General features: G+C 74.6%; 21 protein-coding genes and 1 pseudogene. 10 read left to right on the top strand and 12 right to left on the bottom strand.

From position 1 onward, the window contains the following. Positions 1-21: 21 nt before the first annotated feature. The 4 genes from KPL57_RS42665 to KPL57_RS42650 are packed head-to-tail and all read right to left on the bottom strand — an operon-like array spanning position 22 to position 3257. A complete protein-coding gene (locus tag KPL57_RS42665; RefSeq protein WP_226356079.1) occupies positions 22-459 on the bottom strand; it encodes an SRPBCC family protein in 438 nt (145 codons plus the stop codon). Positions 460-481: 22 nt separating this feature from the next. Further along, the gene (locus KPL57_RS42660; RefSeq protein ID WP_226356078.1) at positions 482-1237 is read right to left on the bottom strand and encodes a hypothetical protein; all 756 of its coding nucleotides are present in this window, start codon (positions 1235-1237) and stop codon (positions 482-484) included. Then, positions 1237-2070: a phosphoenolpyruvate hydrolase family protein gene (locus tag KPL57_RS42655; protein WP_226356077.1), complete on the bottom strand. Its 834-nt coding sequence runs from the start codon at positions 2068-2070 to the stop codon at positions 1237-1239. Before KPL57_RS42655 ends, KPL57_RS42660 begins: the two co-directional genes overlap by 1 nt. Beyond that, entirely contained in the window at positions 2067-3257 is a 1191-nt protein-coding gene (locus KPL57_RS42650; RefSeq protein WP_226356076.1) for a Tm-1-like ATP-binding domain-containing protein, read from the bottom strand. The genes KPL57_RS42655 and KPL57_RS42650 overlap by 4 nt, the downstream gene beginning before the upstream one ends. 127 nt (positions 3258-3384) lie before the next feature. Here KPL57_RS42650 and KPL57_RS42645 point away from each other — a divergent pair, with 127 nt between their 5' ends. Beyond that, positions 3385-4581 carry a hypothetical protein gene (locus tag KPL57_RS42645; RefSeq protein ID WP_226356075.1) on the top strand — a complete coding sequence of 399 codons (1197 nt, stop codon included), beginning with the start codon at positions 3385-3387 and terminating at the stop codon, positions 4579-4581. A 73-nt stretch (positions 4582-4654) separates the two neighbouring features. Here KPL57_RS42645 and KPL57_RS42640 read toward each other — a convergent pair whose 3' ends face one another. Further along, positions 4655-5776 carry a DoxX family protein gene (locus tag KPL57_RS42640; RefSeq protein ID WP_226356074.1) on the bottom strand — a complete coding sequence of 374 codons (1122 nt, stop codon included), beginning with the start codon at positions 5774-5776 and terminating at the stop codon, positions 4655-4657. Between the two features lie 90 nt (positions 5777-5866). Between KPL57_RS42640 and KPL57_RS42635 the strand changes: the two genes are divergently transcribed. Together KPL57_RS42635 and KPL57_RS42630 are read left to right on the top strand one after the other, a co-directional pair. Then, positions 5867-6829, top strand: a complete 963-nt coding sequence (locus KPL57_RS42635; protein ID WP_178375448.1) for an ROK family protein — start codon at positions 5867-5869, stop codon at positions 6827-6829. 43 nt (positions 6830-6872) lie between these two features. Continuing rightward, positions 6873-8594, top strand: a complete 1722-nt coding sequence (locus tag KPL57_RS42630) for an alkaline phosphatase D family protein (protein WP_226356073.1) — start codon at positions 6873-6875, stop codon at positions 8592-8594. Between the two features lie 23 nt (positions 8595-8617). Here KPL57_RS42630 and KPL57_RS42625 read toward each other — a convergent pair whose 3' ends face one another. Then, positions 8618-9397: a maleylpyruvate isomerase family mycothiol-dependent enzyme gene (locus KPL57_RS42625; RefSeq protein WP_226356072.1), complete on the bottom strand. Its 780-nt coding sequence runs from the start codon at positions 9395-9397 to the stop codon at positions 8618-8620. Positions 9398-9561: 164 nt separating this feature from the next. Here KPL57_RS42625 and KPL57_RS42620 point away from each other — a divergent pair, with 164 nt between their 5' ends. Next, on the top strand, positions 9562-9867 hold the full coding sequence (locus tag KPL57_RS42620) for a hypothetical protein (RefSeq protein ID WP_226356071.1): 306 nt from the start codon (positions 9562-9564) through the stop codon (positions 9865-9867). Positions 9868-9981: 114 nt separating this feature from the next. Continuing rightward, positions 9982-13221, top strand: coding sequence for a fused isobutyryl-CoA mutase/GTPase IcmF (icmF, locus tag KPL57_RS42615; protein ID WP_226356070.1), 3240 nt, complete (start codon positions 9982-9984; stop codon positions 13219-13221). Positions 13222-13257: 36 nt separating this feature from the next. On the opposite strand, the gene KPL57_RS42610 is transcribed toward icmF, so the two are convergent. Then, entirely contained in the window at positions 13258-14673 is a 1416-nt protein-coding gene (locus KPL57_RS42610; RefSeq protein WP_226356069.1) for an MFS transporter, read from the bottom strand. A 518-nt stretch (positions 14674-15191) separates the two neighbouring features. On the opposite strand from KPL57_RS42610, the gene KPL57_RS42605 reads away from it, so the two are divergent. The 3 genes and pseudogenes from KPL57_RS42605 (at position 15192) to KPL57_RS67865 (ending at position 16886) form a co-directional block, all read left to right on the top strand. Next, the gene (locus tag KPL57_RS42605; protein ID WP_226356068.1) at positions 15192-15770 is read left to right on the top strand and encodes a hypothetical protein; all 579 of its coding nucleotides are present in this window, start codon (positions 15192-15194) and stop codon (positions 15768-15770) included. Positions 15771-15898: 128 nt separating this feature from the next. After that, positions 15899-16153: pseudogene (locus tag KPL57_RS72935) on the top strand (protein kinase); the annotation flags it as partial. 64 nt (positions 16154-16217) lie between these two features. Beyond that, entirely contained in the window at positions 16218-16886 is a 669-nt protein-coding gene (locus tag KPL57_RS67865) for a serine/threonine-protein kinase (RefSeq protein WP_308253091.1), read from the top strand. Positions 16887-16893: 7 nt separating this feature from the next. On the opposite strand, the gene KPL57_RS42595 is transcribed toward KPL57_RS67865, so the two are convergent. Then, the gene (locus tag KPL57_RS42595) at positions 16894-18138 is read right to left on the bottom strand and encodes an MFS transporter (RefSeq protein WP_226356067.1); all 1245 of its coding nucleotides are present in this window, start codon (positions 18136-18138) and stop codon (positions 16894-16896) included. Positions 18139-18205: 67 nt separating this feature from the next. Between KPL57_RS42595 and KPL57_RS42590 the strand changes: the two genes are divergently transcribed. Further along, complete coding sequence (locus KPL57_RS42590) at positions 18206-19105, top strand: LysR substrate-binding domain-containing protein (RefSeq protein WP_226356066.1); 900 nt, start codon at positions 18206-18208, stop codon at positions 19103-19105. A gap of 58 nt (positions 19106-19163) precedes the next feature. Here KPL57_RS42590 and KPL57_RS42585 read toward each other — a convergent pair whose 3' ends face one another. Both KPL57_RS42585 and KPL57_RS42580 read right to left on the bottom strand, forming a co-directional pair. Beyond that, on the bottom strand, positions 19164-20294 hold the full coding sequence (locus KPL57_RS42585; protein WP_226356065.1) for a zinc-binding dehydrogenase: 1131 nt from the start codon (positions 20292-20294) through the stop codon (positions 19164-19166). After that, positions 20294-20848, bottom strand: coding sequence for a 2,4'-dihydroxyacetophenone dioxygenase family protein (locus tag KPL57_RS42580; protein ID WP_226356064.1), 555 nt, complete (start codon positions 20846-20848; stop codon positions 20294-20296). Before KPL57_RS42580 ends, KPL57_RS42585 begins: the two co-directional genes overlap by 1 nt. A gap of 102 nt (positions 20849-20950) precedes the next feature. Here KPL57_RS42580 and KPL57_RS42575 point away from each other — a divergent pair, with 102 nt between their 5' ends. Further along, complete coding sequence (locus KPL57_RS42575) at positions 20951-22015, top strand: AraC family transcriptional regulator (RefSeq protein ID WP_226356063.1); 1065 nt, start codon at positions 20951-20953, stop codon at positions 22013-22015. A 47-nt stretch (positions 22016-22062) separates the two neighbouring features. Here the strand turns inward: KPL57_RS42575 and KPL57_RS42570 are convergent, their stop codons facing one another. Both KPL57_RS42570 and KPL57_RS42565 read right to left on the bottom strand, forming a co-directional pair. Then, complete coding sequence (locus tag KPL57_RS42570) at positions 22063-23139, bottom strand: phosphotransferase family protein (RefSeq protein ID WP_226356062.1); 1077 nt, start codon at positions 23137-23139, stop codon at positions 22063-22065. Further along, positions 23136-24329 carry an acyl-CoA dehydrogenase family protein gene (locus KPL57_RS42565; protein WP_226356061.1) on the bottom strand — a complete coding sequence of 398 codons (1194 nt, stop codon included), beginning with the start codon at positions 24327-24329 and terminating at the stop codon, positions 23136-23138. The genes KPL57_RS42570 and KPL57_RS42565 overlap by 4 nt, the downstream gene beginning before the upstream one ends. Between the last annotated feature and the right edge of the window lie 33 nt (positions 24330-24362).

The following is a 24362-nucleotide window of genomic DNA, read 5'->3' as shown; positions in this document are numbered from 1 at the left end:
CGGCGGGTCGGGCCCGCACGATCACTCCCAGCGCTGCCCCAGTGCGGCCAGCCCGGCCGCGAACACGCCGTTCGCGAACAGCCCCGCGAGGTCGCCCTCGTCGGCGCCGTCGGCGTCGAACTCGGTCCACCACTCGCCGAAGGTGTGCCCGACCGCGGTGACTGGGGCCAGCCGCACGGTGGAGACGTAGCGGCGCACCGGGAACGGCGACTCGAGGATCTCGTAGGTGAGGGCGTGGCCGCGCTCGTCGAGTGCGGTCAGCTCCTCGACGACGGTGCCGCCGCCCTCGGCGAGGGTCAGGCGCCGCTGCGCGCCGATCTCGCTGCCGGAGGCACCGCGGATCAGCTCGCAGGTCGCGATCGCCGGGTGCCAGCGGTGCAGACCACCGAAGTCGCGGACGTGCGGCCACACCTCGGCCAGCGGTGCCGTGATCACGGCGCTGGAGTAGGGACGGGGCATCGGGGACTCCTCCTCGGGAGTGTCAGGACTGCCGGCGCAGGTGGGGGGCCTGCGCCGCGAGCTGGTCGAGCTGGCTGCGGACGTCGTCGAAGCCGCTGTCGACCCGCAGGTCCAGCGCGATCGACGCGGCCAGCTCCGCGGTGTCGTGGAAGGCGGTGCGGGCCACCTCGAGGCGCGCGCCCACGGTGCGGGCCACCTCGCTGCCCTGGCCCGCGCTCTCCAGGCTCTCCCCCATCCGCGCGGTGCGCAGGGCCTCGGCGAGCTCGGCGTCGAGGTTGCGGCCGATGTCGTGCAGCCAGTCCTTGGCCGCGCCGTCGGGCACCGTGCGCACGACGCCGTGGAAGGCGGTCACCGAGCCGACGCAGCCGGAGTAGGCGCGGGCCCAGCGCGACCCCGCGACGAGGCCGTCGGGCAGGGAGGCGGGGGCGTTCTCGGTGGCCCGGCGCATGGCCTCCTGCTCGGCGGGGCTCGCGGAGCGCAGGTAGGCGCGGGCCAGGGCCTGGGACGGCAGACCGAGGAACAGGACCGCCGGGATCGAGCAGAACAGCACGCCGGCGATCGTGCCGCCGATGCTGCGCCCGATGACCTCCGCCGCCGGGTAGCTCCCGGCCTCGGCGATGCCCATGGCCACCCCGATGCCGATCCCGCAGGCCGCTCCGAGCAGCAGGGCCACCAGCCAGCCGTGCGCGGCGAGGGTGTGCGACACCCGGCCCCCGCGCACCGCCATCCGTCGCCGCCAGTCCCCGCCGGGCGGCGGGGCGGGCATCCCGCGCGCCATCACCGCTCCAGCACGTTCTTGAAGGCGCGCGTCTGCTCGGTCAGCGCGGTCTCGGTCGGCAGCCGCTCCATCGACGAGGCCCCGTAGAAGCCGTGGCAGACCTTCGCCGAGCGGAGCACGTGCGCGGCGTCCTCGGGCATCGCGACCGGCCCGCCGTGGACGAGGACGAGCACGTCGTCGCGGACCTCCAGCGCCGCCTGCGCCCACTCGTCGACGAGCGCGACGCAGTCGTCGAGGGTCTTCGCGGTGCCCGCCCCGATCGCGCCGCCGGTGGTGAGCCCCATGTGGCACACCACGATGTCGGCACCGGCCCGGGCCATGGCGCGGGCGTCGTCGGCGGAGAAGACGTAGGGCGTGGTCAGCATGTCCTTGGCCCGCGCCGCGGCGACGAGGTCGACCTCCAGCGCGTAGCCCATCCCGGTCTCCTCCAGGTTGGCCCGGAAGGTGCCGTCGATCAGCCCGACGGTCGGGAAGTTCTGGATGCCGGCGAACCCGAGCGAGGACAGCTCGTCGAGGAAGCGGTCGGTGAACAGGAACGGGTCGGTGCCGTTGACCCCGGCCAGCACCGGGGTGCGGCGGACCACCGGCAGCACCTCGGCCGCCATCTCGACGACGATGTCGTTGGCGTTGCCGTAGGCCAGCAGCCCGGCGAGCGAGCCGCGGCCCGCCATCCGGTAGCGCCCCGAGTTGTAGATGACGATGAGGTCGATCCCGCCCGCCTCCTCGCACTTGGCCGACAACCCGGTGCCCGCGCCGCCGCCGACGATCGGCTCGCCGCGGGCGGCCATCTCGCCGAACCGCTCCATCAGCTCCGCGCGGCCGAACCGCCTCATCGCCGTACCTCCTGCCAGGCCGAGAGCACCGCGTCGGCGAACTCCGGGTCGTTGACGTGGTGCGCGACCCGCCGGACACCGTCCGGAGAGTCCACACCGGACTCGATCGCGGCGAACAGTGCCGCATCGGCCTCGGGATCGTGGAACGCCGCGCCCGGCGCGTCCAGTGCGGACACCCCGCCCAGCGGGAGCAGGAACCGCCACGGCCCGGTCAGCGCGTTCAGCTTCGCCGCCAGCCAGGCCCCGATCTCCCGGTTCTCGTCGACGGTGGTGCGCATCAGGGTGACGTTCGCGTTGTGCTCGTACAACAGGCGGCCGGCGAAGCGTTCCGGGACGGTCCCGCGGGCGCCGAAGTTGACCATGTCCAGCGCGCCGCAGGACCCGACCCACGGCACCGCGGTGCGGGCGATCGCGTCGAGCCGGTCGGGGCCGCAGGCCATCACCCCGCCGACGAGCAGGTCCGCGACCTCGGTGGTGGTCAGGTCCAGCACCGAGTCGACCAGGCCGGAGTCGACGAGCTTCTCCATCGACGGCCCGCCCGAGCCGGTGGCGTGGAAGACCAGGGCGTCGACGCCGTCGCCGAGCCGTTCGCGGACCGCGGTGACCAGCGGCGTGGTCACGCCGAACATCGTCAGGCCGACGGCGGGCAGGTCGGCTCCGGTCTGCGGCGGCGGGGCGGTGACGGCGGCGGCGAGCATGTGCGCGGCGTTGCCCAGCACCCGTCGCGAGATGCGGTTGAGGCCCGCGACGTCGGTGACGGCATACAGCATCGCGACGTCGCTCGCCCCCACGTAGGGCGCGGTGTCGCCGGAGGCCACCGTGGAGACCATCAGCTTGGGCACCCCGACCGGGAGGTCGCGCATCGCCGGGGTGACCAGCGCGGTCCCGCCCGAGCCGCCGAGCCCGAGGACGCCGCCGACGTCGTCGCGGCCGGCGAGGAAGGCCCGCAGCGCCTGCGCCATCGCCCCCACCGCGCTGCCGCGGTCGCCGGTGAACACCGCGTCGGCGCCCCCGGGGTGGCAGGCGGCGACCTCGGCCGCGGTGACGTCCGGACCGGGGCCCGCCGCACCGGAGGTGGACACGTCCACCCGGAGCACGTCGGCGCCGTCGGCGACCATCAGCTCGGCCACCCAGGCCAGCTCGGCGCCCTTGGTGTCGAACGTGCCGATCACGTATGCGGTCCCCACACAGGAGTTCTACCCGGACCCGGGCACCCGGGGCGAGAGCCGGAGCCCGGACGGCGCAGGGCACCATGGACACGCCCCCCTTCCGCCGGGCTCGTGACCTCGGGGCCCGTGACGTCGTTGGAGAGACATGCTCGGTCAACCGGACGACCCGCGAGGCATCGTGCTCCCGCTCGACGGGCGGCCCGGCGGAACGGAGACCGGCGCCCCCGAACGCAACGGTGGCCCGCGTCCCCTCCGCAACGGGACCCCTCCCCCCGGCCCGGCACTGCTGCTGAGCTGGACCCCCACCCCGGCCGTCGACGACGACCGCACCTGGGCGACGCTGTCGGCCTCGAGCGAGCTGGCGCGGCGGCTCGCGCCCGACGCCGGCCGCGCACCCGCCGCCGGGCTCACCTTCCGGCTCGCGCTGCCCGAGGCGTTCGGCGCCGAGCCGCTGCTGCGCCTGGCCGGCGGCGAGACGGCCGCGGCGGCCCCCGGGTCGTCGGCGCTGGTGCCGGTCGCACCCACCGCACCCGGTGACCGGCACGGCGCCGGGCTGGGTCTGCTCACCCTGACCACCGCGGCCGAGATCGCCGCGACCGGCACCCAGACCCGGGTGCTCGACGAGCTGACCGCCGCGGTCGACCAGCTGGCCCCGTCGTGCGTGATGCGGCTGGACTCGCGGCTCCGCGCGGCCGAGGAGTCGCTGCGCGAGGCCCAGACCGAGCTGCTCGAACGCGGCTCGCTCGTCGTCGACGGCGACGCGACCGACAGCGGCTCCCCGTCGCGCGGGCTCGAGACGGCCGTCGCGAACCTGTCGGTCCTGCGCCACCAGACGCACGCCTGGATCGCGGGCTGGGAGCGGGTCGTCGCCGGGGCGGACCCGTCGGGCACGCCCGGCCTGGCGCTGCGCGACGCGCTCGGTGAGGTCGGCAAGCTCGGCTGGACCGGGTTCCCGGCCGCGGTGCACGGCGCCTACCAGGCACTCGTCCTGGACGCCCGGCGCATCCTGCTCACCGCGGCCGACCACCTGCTGCGCGCACCGAACCGGCCGCTGACCGCGCTGCGGCCCTTGATCGAGAGCGACCTCGCGGGCCGGGCCGCCGACGTCGCGCGGCTGCACCGGCTGCTGACCACGCTGTCGACGCTCCCGCAGACCGTGCGCAAGCGTTCCGGCGGGATGATGCCGAACCTGATCGCCGACCAGGCGGCGGCCAACGCGCGCAGCCAGGCGCTGTTCACGCGGATGGCGAACGCGCTGCGGTCCCCGGTGTGGGACGGCCGGGTCGTCGTCGAGGTGCGGTCGCTCGACTCGGGCGAGCTGCAGGTGCTGCGCCCGGTCTGACCCCGGACACGCCACGGCCCTCCCGTCCGGCGTGGAGCCGGTCGGGAGGGCCGTGGACGGGTGTCGCGGTGGGTCAGCGGGCGACGGCCTTGGCGCGCTTGCGCGCGTCCTTCGCCGACGCCTTGGCCTGCTTGGCGGCCTCGGCACCGGCCACCGACGCGCGGTCGGCCAGGTCCGAGCCGAGCTTCGCGGCCTGCGACTGGGCCTGGGTGACCAGGGTGGAGAAGCGGTCGGCGTACTCGGGGGCACGCTTCTCCGCGCGGGCGGCGGCCTTGCGGGCCTGCTTCTCCCAGCGGACGCGGCGCTTCTCGGCCTCGCGCACCCACCTGTCACCGGTGCGCCCGGCGGCCTTGCGGTACTGGGCGCCCTTCTTGTCCACGACCTTCTCGAGCTGGGCGCCGCGCTTCTCGGCCGCCTTCGCCAGCTTGGCGCCGCGCTTCTCGGCGACCTTGGCCTGCTTCTGGGCGGCCTTGGAGGTGCGCTCGGCGGCGGCCGAGAGCTGCTCGGACCAGGTGGACGCCTTGTCCGAGGCGACCTCGGACAGGTGCGCGGCCTGCTCGGAGGCCTTGCCGCCCCACTCGGTGGCGCGCTCACGCACGACCGGGCCGTACTCCTCGACGGCCTCGGCCAGCTTCTCCCGGCTACCCGCGGCGGCCGCGGCGATCGAGGTGCCCGCGCCGGCCAGTCCCGCGGCGAGCTGGGCACCGGTGTCGGAACCGGAGCCGGAGAGCCGGGCCTGGGCCCGCTCGGCGGCCTGGCGCGTCCGGTAGGCGTGCGACGGCTTGCCGTGGGTGTCGGCGGCCGCGATGAGCAGCCCGCCGAGCAGGCCGACGTTCTTCAGGAAGTGGATCTGCTCGTTGGCGCGCTTCTGCTGGTCGGTCTCCTCCCAGAAGCGGTGCCCGGCCAGGGTGGTCGGGACGAGCGAGGCGGCCAGCGCGGTGGCCGACAGGCGGGGGAACTTGCCCAGGGCGAGCAGCGATCCCGCCACGATCTTCACCCCGGCGTCGACCTTGACCAGGGTCTCGTTGTCCGGGCGCCGGTCCAGCGGGGCGTTCTCCACGACCTTGTCGATGGCCGGGGCGGCCTGGTCGAGAACGGGCTGTGCGGCGGAAGTCAACGCGTCGGCGTTCCGCAGCTCGTTGATTCCGCCGTAGATGAACACGGCCGCGAGGGCGGGTCGGGCTACACGTCGCAAGACTGGCATGGGGCACCTTTCCCCGGCTCGTCCGTCCGCAAACCCGGGGTGGGTGTGGCGTCACCGCCGTGGGATGGCAATCATGCCCGGGTGACGAACGGACGGCGGGCCATCGGGCTCGACATCGGAGGAACGAAGGTCGCCGGAGCGATCGTGGGCGAGGATGGCACGGTCCACGCCGAGCTGCGGCGCAACACCCCGGACACGTCCGATGCGGACACGATGACCACCCTGTTGCGGGAGATGGTCGAGGAGCTGCGCGGCGACGCCGAGGGGGCGGACGTGTCCGCGATCGGCGTCGGTGCCGCGGGGACCGTGGAGTGGCCGGTCGGCCGGATCCGCTGGGCGCCCAACAACAACTACGAGAACTGGGACGTCCGCGGCCTGCTGGAGTCCGCGTGCGGGCTGCCGGTGGTCGTCGACAACGACGGCAACGTCGCCGGTCTGGCCGAGGCCCGGCTCGGCGAGACCCGCAACGACGACATGGTGCTGCTGACCGTCGGCACCGGCGTCGGGGCGGGGATCGTGCTCGACGGGAAGATCTACCGCGGCCCGCACGGGCTCGGTGCCGAGGTCGGGCACATGAACGTCAACCCGGACGGCCCGCAGTGCGGCTGCGGCAACTACGGCTGTCTGGAGGCGGTCGCGTCGGGGACCGCGCTGACCCGGATGGGCCGCAGCGCCGCCCTGCACGACCCGCGGGGCATGATCGCGACCCTGGCCGCGGAGGCCGGGGGCGAGGTCACCGGCCAGCACGTGACGATGGCCGCGATGGCGGGCGACAGCACGGCGGCGTCGCTGTTCCAGCGGCTCGGGCGGTCGCTGGGGATCGGCATCGCCAGCATCAACGCGATCTTCGAGTTCGAGGTCGTACTGATCGGCGGCGGCCTGGTCGACGCGGGCGAGCTGCTGCTCGAGCCGGCCCGCCGGGCGGCCCGGGAGTTCCACTACGGCCCGCCCGAGGTCCGCCCGATCCCGCCGGTGCTGCCCGCCACCTACAAGGGCGACGCCGGGAAGATCGGTGCGGGGCTGCTGGCGCTGGAGGAGACCTGATCTCGTCCCGCAACCGGGCCGGGGCACGACTACGCTCGGACGGGTGACACTCCTGCTCGGACCGGTGCTGCGGCACGTCGACGAGACCAGCGCGCTGGTCTGGGTGCAGACCTCCGGCCCGTGCCGCGTCTCGGTGCTCGGCTGCGACGCCGCGACCTTCGAGGTGTCGGGCCACCACTTCGCCCTGGTCCAGGTGACCGGGCTGACGCCGGGCACCCGCACCGCCTACGAGGTCCACCTCGACGGCGAGCAGGTCTGGCCGCTGCCGCACTCGCCGTTCCCGCCGAGTCTGATCGCCACGCGCGGCGCGGACACCGGGGCCCACCAGCGGATCGTCTTCGGCTCCTGCCGCTACGTGAAGCTGGCCGACCCGAAGCTGGCCCGGCAGTACGGCCTCGACGCGCTCGACGTCTACGCCGGCCGGATGGCCGGGCTGCCCCCGGAGACCTGGCCGACCACGCTGCTGCTGCTCGGCGACCAGGTCTACGCCGACGAGCTCACCCCGCAGACCCGGCGGCGGATCGCCGGGCGGCGGGAGCGGCACCCGGACTGGCCCGACGACGAGATCGTCGGCTTCGACGAGTACTCGGGCCTCTACCGCGACACCTGGTCGGACCCCGAGGTGCGGTGGATGCTCTCCACCGTCCCCACCGCGATGATCTTCGACGACCACGACGTCCGCGACGACTGGAACACCTCCGGCGCCTGGCGCGAGCAGATCGCCCGCAAGCCCTGGTGGTCCGAGCGCATCCGCTCCGGCCTGGCCTCCTACTGGGTCCACCAGCACCTGGGCAACCTCTCCCCCGCCGAGCTCGCCGCCGACCGGACCTGGCAGGAGGTGCAGGCCGCCGAGGGCGACGTCTGGCCGCTGCTGTCCGAGCGGGCCGCCCTCTGGGACGTCGAGACCGGCGACGGCGACGACCGCGGCAAGGACGAGCGCTTCTCCTTCTGCTGGGAGCTGGGCCGCACCCGGCTGATCGTCATCGACTCCCGCAACGGGCGGATCGTCGAGTCCACGCCGCGGCGGATGGTGTCCGACGCCGAGTTCGACTGGATCTCCGCGAAGGCGCTCGCCCCCGGCGACGTGGACCACCTCGTCCTGGGCACCTCGGTGCCCTGGCTGATGCCCCAGGTCATCTCCGACCTGGAGGCCGCGACCGAGAAGGGCGCGAACGGCTCCGGCCGGGTCGCCGCCGTCGCCGAGTGGGCCCGCCAGGAGGCCGACCTGGAGCACTGGCCCGCGTTCGGGCACTCCTTCGCCCGGCTCGCCGAGCTGATCCGCGAGGCGTGCCGCCCGCGCGCCGGGGACGCCCCGCCCGCCACGGTGTCGGTGCTGTCCGGCGACGTCCACCACTCCTACGCCGCCGTCGCCGACGTGCACACCCACGCCCCCGGGGACCGGCCCGGCCGCGGCCCGGAGGGCACCCGGGTCCACCAGCTGACCTGCTCACCGGTGCACAACGTGGTCCCCGCGGTGATGCGGGTGATGTTCCGGATCACCTGGTCGCGGCTGCTGGGCAGGATGACGACCCGCTGGACCCGCCGGACCGGGGCCGGCAGCGCGGGCGTGGCCTGGGAGCGGACGACCGGTCCGCTGTTCGGCAACCTCGTCGCGACCCTGGAGACCGACGGGCGACGGGCGTCGTGCCGGTTCGAGCGGCCGCGCTCGGCCGCGGTGCTCGACACCGCGGCCGAGGTCGTGCTGACCCCGCAGGCCCCGCCCATGGCGGCCCGGCAGCGGAGGGGGACCGCCCCGGCGGTCTGACCGGGGGCCGCGGTGACGGCCCGTCAGTATCCGGTACGGGCCAGCCAGCCCGTCCAGACCTCGGCGTCGCCGAGGACCTGGAGACGGTCGTCGGCGGGGATGCGGCGGGTGACGCCCCGGAGCAGGTCGGCGGCGGTGCCGCGGACGGCGGCGTCGCCCTTGCCGTGCCCGTGCTCCCAGACCACGCGCCCGCCCGCGCCGCGCACCATCCACTCCCCCGCCGCGTCCGGCACGTCGTCGGTGGCGTGCAGGTGCAGCGTGGCGCCGTCGGCCAGCGGCGGCTCGTCGGCGGCGGGGCGGGCGGCGAGCAGGCCCAGCCACTCCGAGACGCCGTCGGCCGCCACCTGCGGGTCGATCGGGAACGGCGCCCCGAGCGCGACGGCGGCGTCGGCGCGATGCACCGTCGCCTCGTGCAGCCGCCGCCGCACCCACCACGCCGAGGGCTGCGGACCGGTGAAGGTCCACACCGGCGCGGTCGGCCCGGCCGCGACGACGGCGTCGAGCAGCTCGGTCGCGCCGTCGCGCAGCCACTGCGCCGCGACCTCCGGGCCGCCCTCGGGCGGCTTCCCGCCGGGCACCTCGCGCGGGTCGAGGGCCTCGGTGGCGCCGGTGGCGACCATCCGGGCCGCCCACCGGTGCCCGCGCCCGACGTGGCGGAGCAGCTGCAGCAGCGACCAGCCCGGACAGGTCGGGACCGGGGTGGCCGGATCGGCCGTCGTCAGGAGGGTGGCCAGCCGGTCGTTCTCCGAGAGGAGGACGGCGGCGTACGGGTCGACCGCGGTGCGGTCCGGTGTCGTGGTCATGAATTCGTACCCCCGGTCGCGGAACATGTGGGCGGGTTGCGGGCGAGTCGTGCATGACGATCGCGGAGTTCGGGTAGGCAGGGATCATGCCGCCTCATCGCGACTGGACGCGACGGGGCGCGGGGCGGGCACTGCTGTACTGGCCATTGACGGCCTTCCTGTTGGTGGCCGCATTCCCCGCGTACTCCGTGGTGCTGGTCATCGCCTCCGGGATCCTGCTGCCCACCCTCGGCCTCGTCGCCGGACTGGCCGGGAAGCGCTGGCGGGCGCGCAAGCTCGCCCGGGCGCGGCGCGTGCTGTCCGACGTCGTGGACCCCGGCCCACCCGCCGACGACGACCTCGTCGCGCACGAGGACGAGCCCGACGCGACAGGTCCGGGGACGTCCTGGCCGACCGGCCGGCACGCCCGCCGGGGCCGCGAGCAGGCCGCTCCGGCCACCGGGGAGCCCGCGGCACGCGACGCGGCCTGACCCCCACCGCACGACCCCTGTGACGCTCGCCGGGTTCCTTGTACGTCCGATACTAGGATGTCAAACTAAACCGGCCGGGACACCGCCGTCCGCCCGGCGGGAGGAACGTCCCCGATGAGCACGGACACGAACGCACAGGCCGAGCTGCACGTCCCCACGCACCCGGTCCGTTTCGTGACCGCGGCCAGCCTGTTCGACGGGCACGACGCCGCCATCAACATCATGCGCAGGATCCTGCAGCGCCAGGGCGCCGAGGTGATCCACCTCGGCCACAACCGCTCGGTCGACGAGGTCGTGACCGCCGCGATCCAGGAGGACGTGCAGGGCGTCGCCATCTCGTCCTACCAGGGCGGGCACGTCGAGTACTTCTCCTACCTGGTCGAGCTGCTGCGCGAGCGCGGCGCCGGCCACATCAGGGTCTACGGCGGGGGCGGCGGCGTGATCGTCCCCGAGGAGATCGAGCTGCTGCACTCCCGCGGCGTCGCGCGCATCTTCTCCCCCGAGGACGGCCAGCACCTGGGCCTCCCCGGGATGATCAACATCATGATCCGGGAGTGCGACACCGACCTCTCGGCCGAGCCGCCGTCGTCGTACGACGGGGTGTTCTCCGGCGAGACCGCGACGCTGGCCCGCGCGCTGACCATGGCCGAGACCGGGACGCTGCCCGACGAGGTCCGCGAGCGCATCGCCGCCTCCGAGCGCCCGGTGCCGGTCCTCGGCATCACCGGCACCGGCGGCTCCGGCAAGTCCTCGCTGACCGACGAGCTGGTCCGCCGGTTCCGGCTCGACCAGGAGGACAAGCTCCGCATCGCGGTGCTCGCGGTCGACCCGACCCGGCGCAAGGGCGGCGGCGCACTGCTCGGCGACCGCATCCGGATGAACGCGCTGTCCGGTGACCGGGTGTTCTTCCGCAGCCTCGCCACCCGCGGCAACGACGGCGGCTCGCTGCCCGAGCGGCTCGGTGACACCATCGCGGTGCTCCGCTCCGCCGGGTTCGACCTGGTGGTCGTCGAGACGCCCGGCATCGGCCAGGGCGACGCGGGCATCGTCCCGTTCGTCGACCACTCGCTGTACGTGATGACGCCGGAGTTCGGCGCCGCGTCCCAGCTCGAGAAGATCGACATGCTGGACTTCGCCGACGTCGTCGCGATCAACAAGTTCGAGCGCCGCGGCGCCGAGGACGCCCGCCGCGACGTCGGCCGCCAGCTCGTCCGCAACCGCGAGGAGTTCGGCGCGACCTGGGAGGACATGCCGGTCTACGGCACCTCGGCCGCCACCTTCAACGACGACGGCGTCACCGCGCTCTACCAGCACCTGCGCGACCTGCTCGCCGAGGGCGGACTGACCGTCGGCGAGGGGCGTCTCCCCCGCGTCGACACCAAGACCTCCAGCGACTACGCGGCCGTCATCCCGCCGGAGCGGGTCCGCTACCTCGCCGACATCGCCGGCGCGGTGCGGGACTACCACGCCGACACCGAGACCCACGCCCGTGCGGCCCGCACCGCGCAGCACCTGCGCACCGCCGCCGAGCTGGTCGGCGGCGACGACCTCGACGAGGCGCTGCGCACCGCGGAGAAGAAGGTCCCCGCCGAGTCCGCCGAGCTGCTGGAGTCCTGGCCGTCGCGGGTCGAGGACTACTCCGGCGACGAGTACGTCTACACCGTGCGGGACAAGGAGTTCCGCACGAAGCTGACCCGCGAGACGCTGTCCGGGAACCCGGTGCGCCGGGTCGCGCTGCCGAAGTTCGACGACGACGCCGCGCTGCTGCGCTTCTTGCGCCGGGAGAACCTGCCCGGCTTCTACCCCTTCACCGCCGGGGTGTTCCCGTTCAAGCGGGAGGGTGAGGACCCGGCCCGCATGTTCGCCGGCGAGGGCGACCCGTTCCGCACCAACCGGCGGTTCAAGTACCTGTCGGAGAGTTCGGACGCCAAGCGGCTGTCGACGGCGTTCGACTCGGTCACCCTCTACGGCCACGACCCGGACACCCGCCCCGACATCTACGGCAAGGTCGGCACCTCGGGCGTCTCGATCGCGACCCTGGACGACCTCAAGGCGCTCTACGACGGCTTCGACCTGTGCTCGCCGACGACCTCGGTGTCGATGACGATCAACGGCCCGGCGCCGACGATCCTCGCCTACTTCCTCAACGCCGCGATCGACCAGCAGGTCGACCGCTTCCGCGACGAGCAGGGCCGCGAGCCCGACGACGGCGAGCGCGAGGAGCTCGTCGCCTACGCGCTGGCGAACGTCCGGGGCACGGTGCAGGCCGACATCCTCAAGGAGGACCAGGGCCAGAACACCTGCATCTTCTCCACCGAGTTCTCGCTGCGGATGATGGCCGACATCCAGGAGTGGTTCATCGCGCACAAGGTGCGCAACTTCTACTCCGTCTCGATCTCCGGTTACCACATCGCCGAGGCCGGGGCGAACCCCATCAGCCAGCTCGCCTTCACCCTCGCGAACGGGTTCACCTTCGTCGAGAGCTACCTGGCGCGCGGGATGGACGTCGACGACTTCGCGCCGAACCTGTCGTTCTTCTTCTCCAACGGCATGGACGCCGAGTACACGGTGATCGGCCGGGTCGCCCGCCGCATCTGGGCGGTCGCGATGAAGGAGCGCTACGGTGCCAACGAGCGCTCCCAGAAGCTGAAGTACCACGTCCAGACCTCGGGACGGTCCCTGCACGCGCAGGAGATGAACTTCAACGACATCCGCACCACGCTGCAGGCGCTCTGCGCACTCTACGACAACGCGAACTCCCTGCACACCAACGCCTACGACGAGGCGGTCACCACGCCCACGCAGGAGTCGGTGCGCCGCGCGATGGCCATCCAGATGATCATCAACAAGGAGTGGGGCCTGTCGCTGAACGAGAACCCGCTGCAGGGCTCGTTCGTCGTGGACGAGCTCACCGACCTCGTGGAGGAGGCGGTGCTGCGCGAGTTCGAGTCGATCGCGGAGCGCGGCGGCGTGCTCGGGGCGATGGAGACCGGCTACCAGCGCGGCCGGATCCAGGACGAGTCGATGCTCTACGAGCACCGCAAGCACACCGGTGAGCTGCCGATCGTCGGCGTCAACACCTTCCTCAAGCCGGCCGACCCGGACGAGGCGCACCAGGAGATCGAGCTGGCCCGCGCCACCGAGGCCGAGAAGCAGTCCCAGCTCGACCGGCTCGCGGACTTCCAGTCCCGCCACCGCACGGAGGCCGAGCAGGCGTTGCGCCGCCTGCAGGACGTCGCGACCGGCGACGGCAACGTGTTCGACGAGCTGATGTCGGCCGCGCGGGTGTGCTCGCTGGGTCAGCTGACGACGGCGTTCTTCGAGGTCGGCGGACAGTACCGGCGCAACATGTGACGGCGGGCGGGGCCGGTCCACCCGGCCCCGCCTCCCTCACCAGCGGCCGCGCCGGTTCGGGATCCGTGCGGCCGCCAGGCCGACCGCCGCGAGCGCCACCGCCAGCACCCCGTAGGCGATCCCGGCGGCGACGCCCGGGTCGTCGGCGGCGGTGACGGCGGCGGTCAGCACCGACACCGCGGCGATCCCGCCCATCTGCCGGAACATGATGCGCAGCCCGGACACCGCGGCGACCTCGTCGGGCACCAGGTGCATCCCGGCGTTGTTGGCGGCCGGCCCGGACAGGCCCGTGCCCAGCCCGAGCAGGGTGGAGCCGGCGAGCAGCCACACCGTGGGCCCGCCGAACGGGGGCGCCACCGCGGTGACCACCAGCCCGGCGACGACGGCGACCAGCCCGCCGAGCAGCAGCGGCCGGAAGCCCAGCCGGCGCAGCAGCGCGACCGCGGCCGCCGAGGTGACGATGGTGCCGATCGCGCGGCCGGTCAGCAGCGCCCCGGCGACGAAAGCGGGCAGGTCGTAGCGGACCTGGGCGTAGAGCGGCAGGGTCGCCGAGAACCCGATCACCACGGCGCCGAAGACGACGTTGGTGACGTTCATGATGCCCAGGCCGCGCCCGGCGAGCAGGTGCATCGGGACGACCGCGTCGGGCCGGCGCCGGGCGTGCCGGACGAACACCGCACCCGCCGTCAGCGCGACCACACCGGCCATGACGGTCCAGCCGGGCCCCGACCCCGGCGAGCCGAGCCGGGTGATGGTGAGCATCGTGGCCAGCAGGGTCAGGACGAGCAGCGCGATCCCGACGGCGTCGATCCGCGCGGTCCGCCGGTGCGGCGGGTCGTCGACAAGGGCGAGCCCGACGGCGACGAGCAGGATCCCGATCGGCACGTTCACCAGGAAGATGCCGTGCCAGGTCCAGGTGGTGAGCACCAGTCCGCCGACCAGCGGCCCGAGGATCGCGCCGATCGGGAAGACGCTGGTGAACAGGGCGAGCGCCCGGTCCCGGTCACGGCCGAACTGGTGGGCGACGATCCCGTTGGCGGCCGGCAGCATCACGCCGCCGGCGAGGCCCTGCACCAGCCGGCAGGCGATGAGCACGCCGATCGAGGGGCTGAGCGCGCTCAGCCCGGACATCACCGTGAACACGGCGACCCCGGCCAGGAACATCCGCCGGCCGCCGAAGCGGTCGGACAGCCAGCCGCCCAGTGGCAGCGCGAGGATCTGCCCGACGGCGGCGACGCTCACGACCCAGCCGGTCCAGGCCAGGTCGGCGCCGAGGTCGCCGCTGATCGTCGTCAGCGCGGTGGCGACCGACGTCCCGTCGAGGGAGAACATCAGCAGCGCCAGGCCGACGACGGCGAAGACCGGCACGCGCCGGGGCAGCGGGTCGTCGCCGGGCGGCCCGGCGGAGCCGTCCCCGGGCAGGCGGTGGGTGTCGTGGGCGGCGTCGGTCACGTGGTGGGCACACCTGTCTTCCCGGAGGAACCGGACAAGATGTGCTTACCACAAGCTAAACAGTCGGGCGGTGGCAGCGCCCACCCACGTCAGCGGCGGGACCGGCTCCGGCGACGCCCGCGGTTCCACCCGCCGAGGATGCCGATGGCCTCGACGAACGACTCGGCGGCCTTGGAGAGCTTGCGACCGGCCTTCTTCATCGGGGGTCCTCCCGGGGTGCTGCTGGGGTGCTGGGGGCTTCTCCACCGTGGCAGACGGCGGAGCGTGCCGGACGGCGGGGGTGTGCTCCACACGGGTGACGAAACGGACACACGTCCTACCGTTCCGGAGACGATTCCACCTGCCCGGAGCACCCTCCCCCGGCGTGTCGCCCGCCTGTGTGCGCGGACGGAGCAGCGCGTCCCGCGTTCCGGAGCGTCACTCCTCCATGCGGAGGGACCTGGCCGTGATCACCGCGCGTGATCGCCGGCGGGGCGGGATGCTGACCGGACGGGTCTCGCCCCGGAGGGGGAACACCGATGTCACCGGACGTCATGTTGTGGGTCGTCGTCGCCGTCGTGGTGCTGGTCGTGCTGGGTCTGGCCCTCGTGGTCGGGTCCCGGGTGCGCGGCCGCCGGCGGACCGCCGCCCTGCGCCGGCACTTCGGGCAGGAGTACGACCACGTCGTCGAGCAGTCCGGCGGGAAGGACCGCGGCGAGACCGAGCTGCGCCGCCGGCTGAGCCGGCGCCGCGAGCTGGACGTGCGCGACCTCGACGCCGACGAGCGCGAGCGGTTCGCCGGGGACTTCGCCGGGGCGCAGAACGCCTTCGTCCGCACCCCGCGGGCCGGGCTGCGCGACACCGACCTGCTGCTGCAGCAGGTGATGCGCACCCGCGGCTACCCGGTCGAGCACTTCTCCGAGCGCGAGCAGATGATCTCGGTCGACCACCCCGACCTGGTCGGGCACTACCGCGCGGCGCACGCCGTCGCCGTCGCCGAGGACGACGCCGACACGGAGTCGCTGCGGAAGGCGATGCTGGACCACGGCTACCTGTTCGACGAGCTGATCGGCGCCGGGCACCCGGAGAGCACGCAGCGGACACTGCCGGCGTCGTGAGCGGGACGGCCGAGCTGCCGGGCGCGGCCGGACCGGAGCGCACCGACGAGATCCCGGCCGGCCTGCCGGGCGCGGGTGACGTGGTGGGCGGCCGCTACGAGCTGCGCCACGTGCTCGGCCGGGGCGGGATGTCGGCGGTGCACCTGGCCCACGACCGGGAGCTGGACCGCCCGGTCGCGGTGAAGCTGCTCCTGCGCGCGGGCGACCCCGGCGACGTCGCCCGGCTGCGCGACGAGGCCCGCGCCGCCGCCGCGATCGACCACCCCGGCGTCGTCACCGTGCACGACACCGGCACGACCGGGCACACGGCCTGGGTCGTCATGTCCTACGTCGAGGGCGAGACCCTCGCGCGGCGGATCGGGCGGACCGGCCCGCTGGAGCCGCGGGAGGTGACCCGGATCGGGGCGGCCGTGTCCGAGGCGCTCGCCGCCGCGCACCGGGCCGGGGGTGGTGCACCGCGACGTCACCCCCGGCAACATCATCCTGCGTCCGGACGGCACCGTCGTCGTGACCGACTTCGGCATCGCGCGCCTCGGCGACGGCGCCGGGCGCACCCGGACCGGGCACGTGATCGGCACCCCGCTCTACCTGGCCCCCGAGCAGGGCCGCGGCGCCGCGCACCTCGACGGCCGGGCGGACCTGTACGCGCTGGCCTGCTGCCTGTTCACCGCGCTCACCGGGCGGCCGCCGTTCACCGACGCCGACCCGCTCGCGGTGGTCGTGGCGCACCTGCGGGAGACGCCGCCGCGGCCGTCGTCGCTGCGCCCGGGCATCCCACCCGCGCTGGAGGAGGTGCTCCTGCAGACCCTGGCCAAGGACCCGGACCGGCGCCCGCGCGACGCCGCGGCACTCGCCGCCCGGCTGCGCGCGGTGCACGGCGACCCGGCTCCCCCGCCGGTCGGTACCCGGGAGCTGCCCGCCGGTGACGAGACCGTCCCGGCCGCGCCGTCCGCACCCGGGGACGGAGCGGGGACGCACGCGCTGGACAGCACGCTGGCCGAGGTCGAGAACGACGACGGTGCCGCCGCCGACCGCCGTCGCGGGGCCGGGGCGCTGCTGCTGGTGCTGGCCGCGCTGCTGCTGCTCGGCGCGGTCGTGGCCCTCCTGCTGTTCTGAGCCGGGCTCAGGCCGGGGCCGGGGTGCGCCGCAGGACCAGGGCGAGCCCCAGCGCCCCGGCCAGCAGGGCGCTGACGTAGCCGACGACGCCCGCCCAGCCGGCGTGGTCGTAGGCGACCCCGCCCAGGGCACCGCCGACGCTGGACCCGGCGTAGTAGCCGACCAGGTAGAGCGACGACGCCTGGGCCGGCACCGCGCCGGGCAGCATCGCCGAGCGCCGCCCCACCCAGGAGCTGGCGACCGAGTGGGCGCCGAAGAAGCCGACGGTCACCAGCAGCAGCCCGGCCAGGGTGGTGAGGAGCAGGTCGGGCAGGGTCACCCAGATCCCGCCGAGCGCGACCAGCGTCGCCACCCACAGCACCGGGCGGCGCCCGAACCGGTCCCCCAGCCTGCCCGCGCCGGTGGAGGCCCAGCTGCCGGCGAGGTAGCCGAGGAACACCAGCCCCACCAGGGTGCCGGGCAGCGAGAACGGCGGGGCCAGCAGCCGGAACCCGAGGTAGTTGTAGACGGTCACGAACGCGCCCATCAGCAGGAACGCCATCCCGAACAGGCAGAGCAGGCCCCGGTCGGTGAGGTGGCGGCGCAGCGGTCCGCCGAGGTCGCGCAGCCGGGTGCGGGCCGGGGCGGGCGCCGTCGCGGGCGGCAGGAGCAGCCGGAACGCGACGGTCGCGAGCACCGAGACCGCACCGACGGCGGCGAGCCCGGCCCGCCAGCCGCCGAGCTCGGCGACCCAGGACGCGACGAGCCGCCCGGACAGCCCGCCGAGGGTGTTGCCGGCGATGAGCAGCCCGACCGCACCGCCGAGGTGCCGCGGCGCGACCTCGTGGGTGAGGTGGGCCATCGACAGGGCAGGCAGCGCCGCGAGGGCGATGCCCTGCAGCCCGCGGACGACGACAAGGGTCTCGAAGGTGGGCGCCAGCGGGGCGAGCAGTGCGAGGACCGCCGACGCCGCGAGCGCCCAGGTCATGACCCGCGCGCGGCCCCAGGACTCGGTGAGCGCGGACAGCGGCAGCACGGCGAGGGCGAGGGTGCCGGTCGTCGCCGACAGGACCAGGCTGGCCGTCGACGAGGACACGCCGAACTCCGCCGACAGCGTCGGCAGCAGCCCCTGCACGCTGTAGACCAGCACGAACGTCGCCAGACCCGAGAGCCACAGGGCGATGCCGAGCCGCCGGTAGCCGGGGGTACCGCGCTCGTGGGGCGGGGCGGGCCGGGTGGCGGTCGGAGCCGGGGGACGCTCGGTCGTTGTCATCGCACACGACCGTAGGCGCCTGCGTCGGATGCGTCCAATGCATGCTTCGTCGAAGTATCATGCATCGATGCATGAGTCGTTGGCGCCGGCGCTGCACCGCTTCGTCGCGGTCGCGCGCGACGGTCACCTCACCCGCGCCGCCGAGCGGATCGGGGTCCCGCAGCCCACGCTGTCGCGGGCGATCGCCCGGCTGGAGGGCGAGTTGGGCGTCGCGCTGTTCCGGCGGTCCGGGCGCGGGCTGGCGCTGACCGCCGCCGGGCGGACGCTGCTGCCGCGGGCCGAGGCCGCGCTGGCCGAGCTCGGTGCGGGTGTCGCCGAGCTGGCGGGCGACGCCGACCCGGTCACCGGCCGGGTCGCGCTGGGCTTCCTCGGGACGATGGGTACCACCGCGGTGCCGGGGATCCTGCGGGAGTTCCGCGTGCACCACCCTCGGGTGCGGATCGAGCTGGTGCAGGTGCCGCACGCCGCACTGCTGGAGCGGGTCCGCGACGGCCGGGTCGACCTGGCCCTCACCTCCCCGATGCCCGACGAGCCGGGCCTGGTCGCGACCCCGCTGGCCGAGGAGGAGCTGCGCCTCGCGGTGCCGTCCGGGCACCGGCTGGCGGGCGCGGCTGCCGCGGACCTCGCCGAGGTCGCCGACGACCCGTTCCTGCTGTTCGCCCGCGGCTACGGGCTGCAGGGGGTGGTGGAGTCGTGGTGCGCGCAGGCCGGGTTCCGCCCGCGCCGGGCGTTCGAGGGCGGGGAGACGGCGACGCTGCGCGGCCTGGTCGGGGCCGGGCTGGGCGTCGCGCTGCTCCCCGCCGGGCCGGACGTGCCGGGGGTGGTGCAGGTGCCGGTGCGCAGCCCGCACACCGCGCGGACGCTGGGGATGGTGCACGCGGCCGACCCGCGGCCGACGGCGCCGGTGCGGGACCTGCGGGCGTTCGTCGTCCGGCACGGGCCACGGTGGCTCGCCGACCACGGGTGACCCGGGGGCGGCGGCACGGCGGACCGGGGCGAGGGGGGCGTCCCGGCCCGCCGGCCTGTCAGACGGCCGCGGTGGCCGCGGCGGCGGCCTCCGGGCGGCGGCCGGCGATCTTCGCCGGGTCGATCAGGATCTTCGTGTCGACCGGGTCGGAGGACAGGCGCGCGAACACCTCCGGCACCTCGTCCAGACCGACGGTCCCGCTCAGCATCGGTGCGACGTCGAGCGAGCCGTCGCACACGTCGGAGAAGGTCTGCGCGAACTGCTCCGGCGAATACATGAGGCTGAACCGGATGTCGATCTCCTTCAGCACCGCGGTGGTGGGCTGGAAGGAGTCCGGCCCGGCACAGAGCCCGGCGACGACGATCCGCGACGCCGCCGGTGCCGACGCCACGACCTGGTCGATCACCCCGGGCACCCCCACGCACTCGAACGCCACGGTCGGACGCAGCGGCAGCGCGCCGAGGATCGCCGTCGGCGGGGCGGCCCGCGTCGGGTCGTCGGTGGCGGCGGCCTGCGCCCAGGCCGTGTAGGGCGAGGTCACGGCCGGGTCGACCACGACGTCGGCGCCGAGACGCCCGGCCAGCTCGCGCCGGCTCGCGGAGTAGTCGGCGGCGACGATCGGCCCGGCACCCGCCCGGCGCAGCGTCGCGATCACGCCGAGCCCGATCGGCCCGCAGCCGACCACCAGGGGCACGTCGTCGGGGCCGAGCTGCGCCCGGGCGACCGCCCGGTGTGCGACGGCGAGCGGCTCGGTCAGCGCCGCGACCGCGGTGTCGACGTGGTCGGGCACCGGCATCAGCAGCGCCTCGGTGAGCAGCATCCGCTCGGCGTAGCCGCCGGGCAGCTCCGGACCGCAGAACCCGAGGAAGGCGGGCGTCTCGCGGACCAGGGCCGGGACCGACACCACGCGGGTGCCGACCGGCAGCGCACCGGTGGTGCCGGGGCCGTGCCCGGCGATCGCGCCGACGAACTCGTGCCCGAACGACACCGGACGCGACAGGTCCATCAGCTCGACGCCGAGCGCGTCGCGGGTGGCGACGTTGAACTCCGCGGCGTGCGTGGCGCTGTGCAGGTCGGACCCGCAGATCCCGCAGGCCAGGACGTCGACGAGCACCTCGCCGGCGCCGGGGACCGGGTCGGGCACCTCGCCGACCGACAGGGCCCGGTCCTGCATGAGGACGGCGCGCATCAGGAGCGCTTCGGGGACTCGGTGAGACCGGCCTCGCCGCCCTCGATGTAGTTCGGGGGCTCCTTGGCCAGGGTGTCGGTCAGGTGGCGCAGCAGCAGGGTGTCGAGGATGGAGTGGAACGAGCCGTCCTCGTTGAAGTTGACGTTGGAGCCGGAGACCCGGACGAACATCAGGGTGTCCTCGGTGTTGGTCTCCGGGCAGACGAGGGTGTGCACCGACCCGCCGGGCTCGTACAGGTAGGAGCCCGCGGTCTGCGGCTGGTCCGGGTACTCCAGGTAGTGCCAGCTCCCGGCCATCGTCAGCAGGTCGACGGGGCCGGTGTGGTAGTGCACGGGCAACCGGGTGCCGGGCGCCATCTGCGCGATGACGACCCACTCGTTGCGCTCGAGGTCCAGGCGCAGCGGCTTGAAGCTGATGCCCTCGCCGAGCGCGTCGCGGACGAGCTCGATGTCGGCCTCGTTGACCGAGAGCAGCTCGGTCTGCGGCAGCGACACGATCGGGATCTCGGCGCCCGAGCTCGTGCGGACGGGGGCGGGACCGGTGGACTGAGGCATCGTCGGCTCCATCGCTGGTCGTGGTGGGAACGGCTCCGACGCTACGACTGTCGTGCGGATCACCTCTTGACATCGGACGACAGTGATTTGACAGTTGGCGACATGGACGGGCTGATCCGTGCGAGCTCGCTGCAGGGGTTCGACGGGCTGGTCGGCGACCTCGGCGGCGACCCCGCACCGCTGCACCGCCGGGTCGGGCTGCGCCCGGGCCTCGTCGACGAGCCGCAGGCGCTGCTGCCCTACCGGGCGCTGGCCGAGCTGGTCGAGGAGGCCGCCGCCGCGCTGGGGCGACCGGACTTCGGGCTGCTGCTGTCGCAGCGCCAGGGCATCGAGATCCTCGGGACGGTCGCGCTGATCGCCCGGCACTCGGCGACGGCCCGCGAGGCGATGGCCGGTCTGCGCCGGTACCTGCACTCCTACAGCACGGCGTTCGAGGTGGACGTCGCGCCGCTGACCGGGGACGTGGCCCGCTACACGTTCACCGTCGTACTGCCCCGGGTCCCCCGCCAGGTCCAGATCCTGGAGCTGAGCCTGGGGGTGTCGATGGACCTGTTCCGGATCCTGTTCGGGCGGGACTTCCGGCCGCGCCGGGCGCTGCTGCCGCACTCCCCCGCCGGGCCGCCGGAGGCCTACCGGGAGATCTTCGGCTGCCCGGTGGAGTTCGAGGCGCCGGTGTGCGGCCTCGACGTCGACGCGGCCGGGCTGGACCGGCGTCGCGCCGGGGAGGACCGTGCGGTCCGCGACCTGGCCGAGCAGTACCTGCACGACCTCGTCGGTCCCGAGGACGGCGACCCGACCGTGCGGGTCCGGGAGCTGCTGCGACGGCTGCTGCCCACCGGGCAGGCCGGGCTCGTCGTGACCGCGGGTCACCTCGGGATGCACCCGCGCACCCTGCAGCGGCGGCTGCGGGAGGACGGCACGTCGTTCGAGCGGCTGCTCGACGAGCTGCGGCGCGAGCTGGCCGGGCAGTACCTGTGTCACTCCGACCGGCCGCTGCCGCAGGTGTCGAGCCTGCTCGGCTACTCCGAGCAGAGCTGCCTGACCCGCTCGTGCCGGCGCTGGTTCGGGATGCCACCGCTGCGGGTGCGCGGCGGGGCGGCCCGGCGCGGTGCCGGGCCGCCACCCGGTCCGGCGACGACCGGGCCGCCGCCGCTCAGCCCGGTGTGAGGGCCGGGCCGCCGCTCGGCCCGGTCCGAGGGCCGGGCCGTCGCCGCTCAGCCCGCTGCGAGGGCGCTCGGGCGGGCCGCCGCGACCCCGGCCGCGGCCAGCGGTGCGGTCGCCTCGCCGACGAGCCCGAAGCCCTCGCCGCGGGTGTCGCCACGGACGTGCCGGGCGTGGATGCCCTCGGCGATCACGGCGGACTTGAAGTAGGCGAGGCCGAGGTGGAATGCCCAGTGCCGCGGGGTCCGCCCGGAGGCGGTGACGTAGCGGTCGACCAGCTCCTCGGCGGTCGGCATGCGGGGGCTGGTGGAGGCCGCGGACCCGCCGAGCACCGGCGCGAAGGCCGGGTCGCCGTAGACGGTGTGCAGGGCCAGGTCGGCCAGTGGGTCGCCGAGGGTGGCCATCTCCCAGTCGACCAGTGCGCGCACCACGGTGGGGTCGTCGCGGTCGAGGATGGCGTTGTCGATGCGGAAGTCCCCGTGCACCACGGCGTGGTCGCTCTCGGCCGGGCAGCTCGCCTCGAGCAGGCCGTGCAGGGTGTCGACGTCGGGCAGCTCGCGGGTGGCGACCCGCTGCCACTGGCCGTACCAGCGCTCGACCTGACGGCGCAGGTATCCGGCGGGGCGGCCGAGCTCGGCCAGGGGGCCGGTGGTGACGTCGACGGCGTGCAGCGCGGCGAGGGTGTCGACCAGGCAGAACGCGGTCGCCCGCACGGTCGGGGCGTCGAGGGCGGCGAGGTCGTCCTCGCTGCGCACCACGATCCCGTCGACGAACCCGGTGAGCGCGAACGGCACCCCGAGCACCGCGTCGTCGGCCAGCGCGACCGCCGGTGCGACCGGGACCCCGCTGCCCGCGAGGGCGGCGACGACCCGGTACTCGCGGCCCATGTCGTGTGCGGACGGGGTCAGTGTGCCGAGCGGGGGGCGGCGCAGGATCCAGACGTGCTCGCCGTCGGTGACCCGGTAGGTCAGGTTCGACCGCCCGCCGGAGACCAGTTCGGCGGTGACCCCGCCGCGGTAGCCGTCGACGTGCTGGTGCAGGAAGACGTCCAGCGCGGCCAGGTCCAGGCCGTCGGTCGTGCCGACGGCGTCGGTCGTGCCGGACGTCTCGGTCGTATCGGTGACGCTCATCGGGCCTGCTCCGCGCGGTAGCGGCCGACGGTGCGCTTCGCGATGGACCAGCGGTGGGTCTCCGACGGCCCGTCGTAGATCCGGAACGGACGCACCTCCCGCAGGAACCGGCCCAGCAGCACGTCCCCGGACACCCCGCGCCCGCCGTTGAGCTGCAACGAGCGGTCCACCACCCGCCACACCGCCTCCGCCGTGAACGTCTTCGCGATCGAGACCTCCATCCCGGCGGGGCGGCCCTGGTCGAGCTCCCAGCAGGCGCGCAGGATCAGCCCGCGCGCGGCCGCGATGTCGATCTCGTTGTCGGCGATCATCGCCTGCGCCATCCCCAGATCCGCCAGCCGCGACCCGAACACCCGCCGCTCCGCCGCCCACGCCACCGCGATGTCCTGCGCACGGCGCGCGATGCCCAGCCACCGCATGCAGTGGGTCAACCGCGCCGGGCCGAGACGCACCTGGGCGTAGCGGTAGCCCTCGTCGACCTCACCCAGCACGGCGTCGTCGCCGATGCGGCAGTCGGAGAACTCGACCTCCAGGTGCCCGCCGTAGAGCGACTCGTCCAGCGTCGGGATGTGCCGTCCGATCTTCATGCCGGGGTTGTCGGCGTCGACCAGGAACATCGTCGCCCCGCCGCGGTCACCGGGGGCACCGGTGGTGCGGGCCATGACGATCGCGAACGCCGCGCCGTCGCCGCCGGTCACGAACCACTTCCGGCCGTCGATCCGCCAGCCGCCGTCCACCCGGACCGCGGTCGTGGACAACGCGTCCGGGTCCGACCCGGCACCCGGCGCGGGCTCGGTCATCGCGAAGCACGAGCGCACCTCCCCCGCCGCGAGCGGGACCAGGTACCGGCCCTTCTGCTCCTCGGTCGCGACCCGCTCCAGCAGGTGCACGTTGCCCTCGTCCGGGGCGGCGATGTTCAACGCGAGCGGACCGAGCAACGAGTACCCGGCCTCCTCGAACACCGGCGCCCGGCCGCACATGTCCAGGCCGTGCCCGCCGAGCTCCGGGGAGGCGTGCGGCACGAACACCCCGGCCTCCCGGGCTGCGGCCTGCAGCGCGCGGCGCTCCGGCTCGGGGGGCGCGACGCCGTCGTGGGCGTTCTCGACCGGGATCACCGTGGTCCGGACGAACTCCGCGGTGCGTCGGGCCAGCTCGGTGATGGCCGGGTCGTGGGTGAGGTCGACCGTCACAGTCTCTCCAGGTGGGTGTGACGACGGCGGGGA

It is taken from the genome of Pseudonocardia sp. ICBG601 (assembly GCF_020496245.1).
The sequence above is the reverse complement of the archived record's forward strand: the minus strand, read 5'-3'. Positions and strand labels throughout refer to the sequence as shown.

Bases quoted from the DNA above. Each gene is read 5' to 3' on its own strand.
- KPL57_RS42665 (WP_226356079.1), bottom strand. From the start codon at position 459: ATGCCCCGTCCCTACTCCAGCGCCGTGATCACGGCACCGCTGGCCGAG.
- KPL57_RS42625 (WP_226356072.1), bottom strand. From the start codon at position 9,397: ATGACCACGACACCGGACCGCACCGCGGTCGACCCGTACGCCGCCGTC.
- KPL57_RS42645 (WP_226356075.1), top strand. From the start codon at position 3,385: ATGCTCGGTCAACCGGACGACCCGCGAGGCATCGTGCTCCCGCTCGAC.
- KPL57_RS42660 (WP_226356078.1), bottom strand. From the start codon at position 1,237: ATGGCGCGCGGGATGCCCGCCCCGCCGCCCGGCGGGGACTGGCGGCGA.
- KPL57_RS42605 (WP_226356068.1), top strand. From the start codon at position 15,192: ATGTCACCGGACGTCATGTTGTGGGTCGTCGTCGCCGTCGTGGTGCTG.
- KPL57_RS42580 (WP_226356064.1), bottom strand. From the start codon at position 20,848: ATGCCTCAGTCCACCGGTCCCGCCCCCGTCCGCACGAGCTCGGGCGCC.
- KPL57_RS42575 (WP_226356063.1), top strand. From the start codon at position 20,951: ATGGACGGGCTGATCCGTGCGAGCTCGCTGCAGGGGTTCGACGGGCTG.
- KPL57_RS42655 (WP_226356077.1), bottom strand. From the start codon at position 2,070: ATGAGGCGGTTCGGCCGCGCGGAGCTGATGGAGCGGTTCGGCGAGATG.
- KPL57_RS42590 (WP_226356066.1), top strand. From the start codon at position 18,206: ATGCATGAGTCGTTGGCGCCGGCGCTGCACCGCTTCGTCGCGGTCGCG.
- KPL57_RS42570 (WP_226356062.1), bottom strand. From the start codon at position 23,139: ATGAGCGTCACCGATACGACCGAGACGTCCGGCACGACCGACGCCGTC.
- KPL57_RS42595 (WP_226356067.1), bottom strand. From the start codon at position 18,138: ATGACAACGACCGAGCGTCCCCCGGCTCCGACCGCCACCCGGCCCGCC.
- KPL57_RS42585 (WP_226356065.1), bottom strand. From the start codon at position 20,294: ATGCGCGCCGTCCTCATGCAGGACCGGGCCCTGTCGGTCGGCGAGGTG.
- icmF (WP_226356070.1), top strand. From the start codon at position 9,982: ATGAGCACGGACACGAACGCACAGGCCGAGCTGCACGTCCCCACGCAC.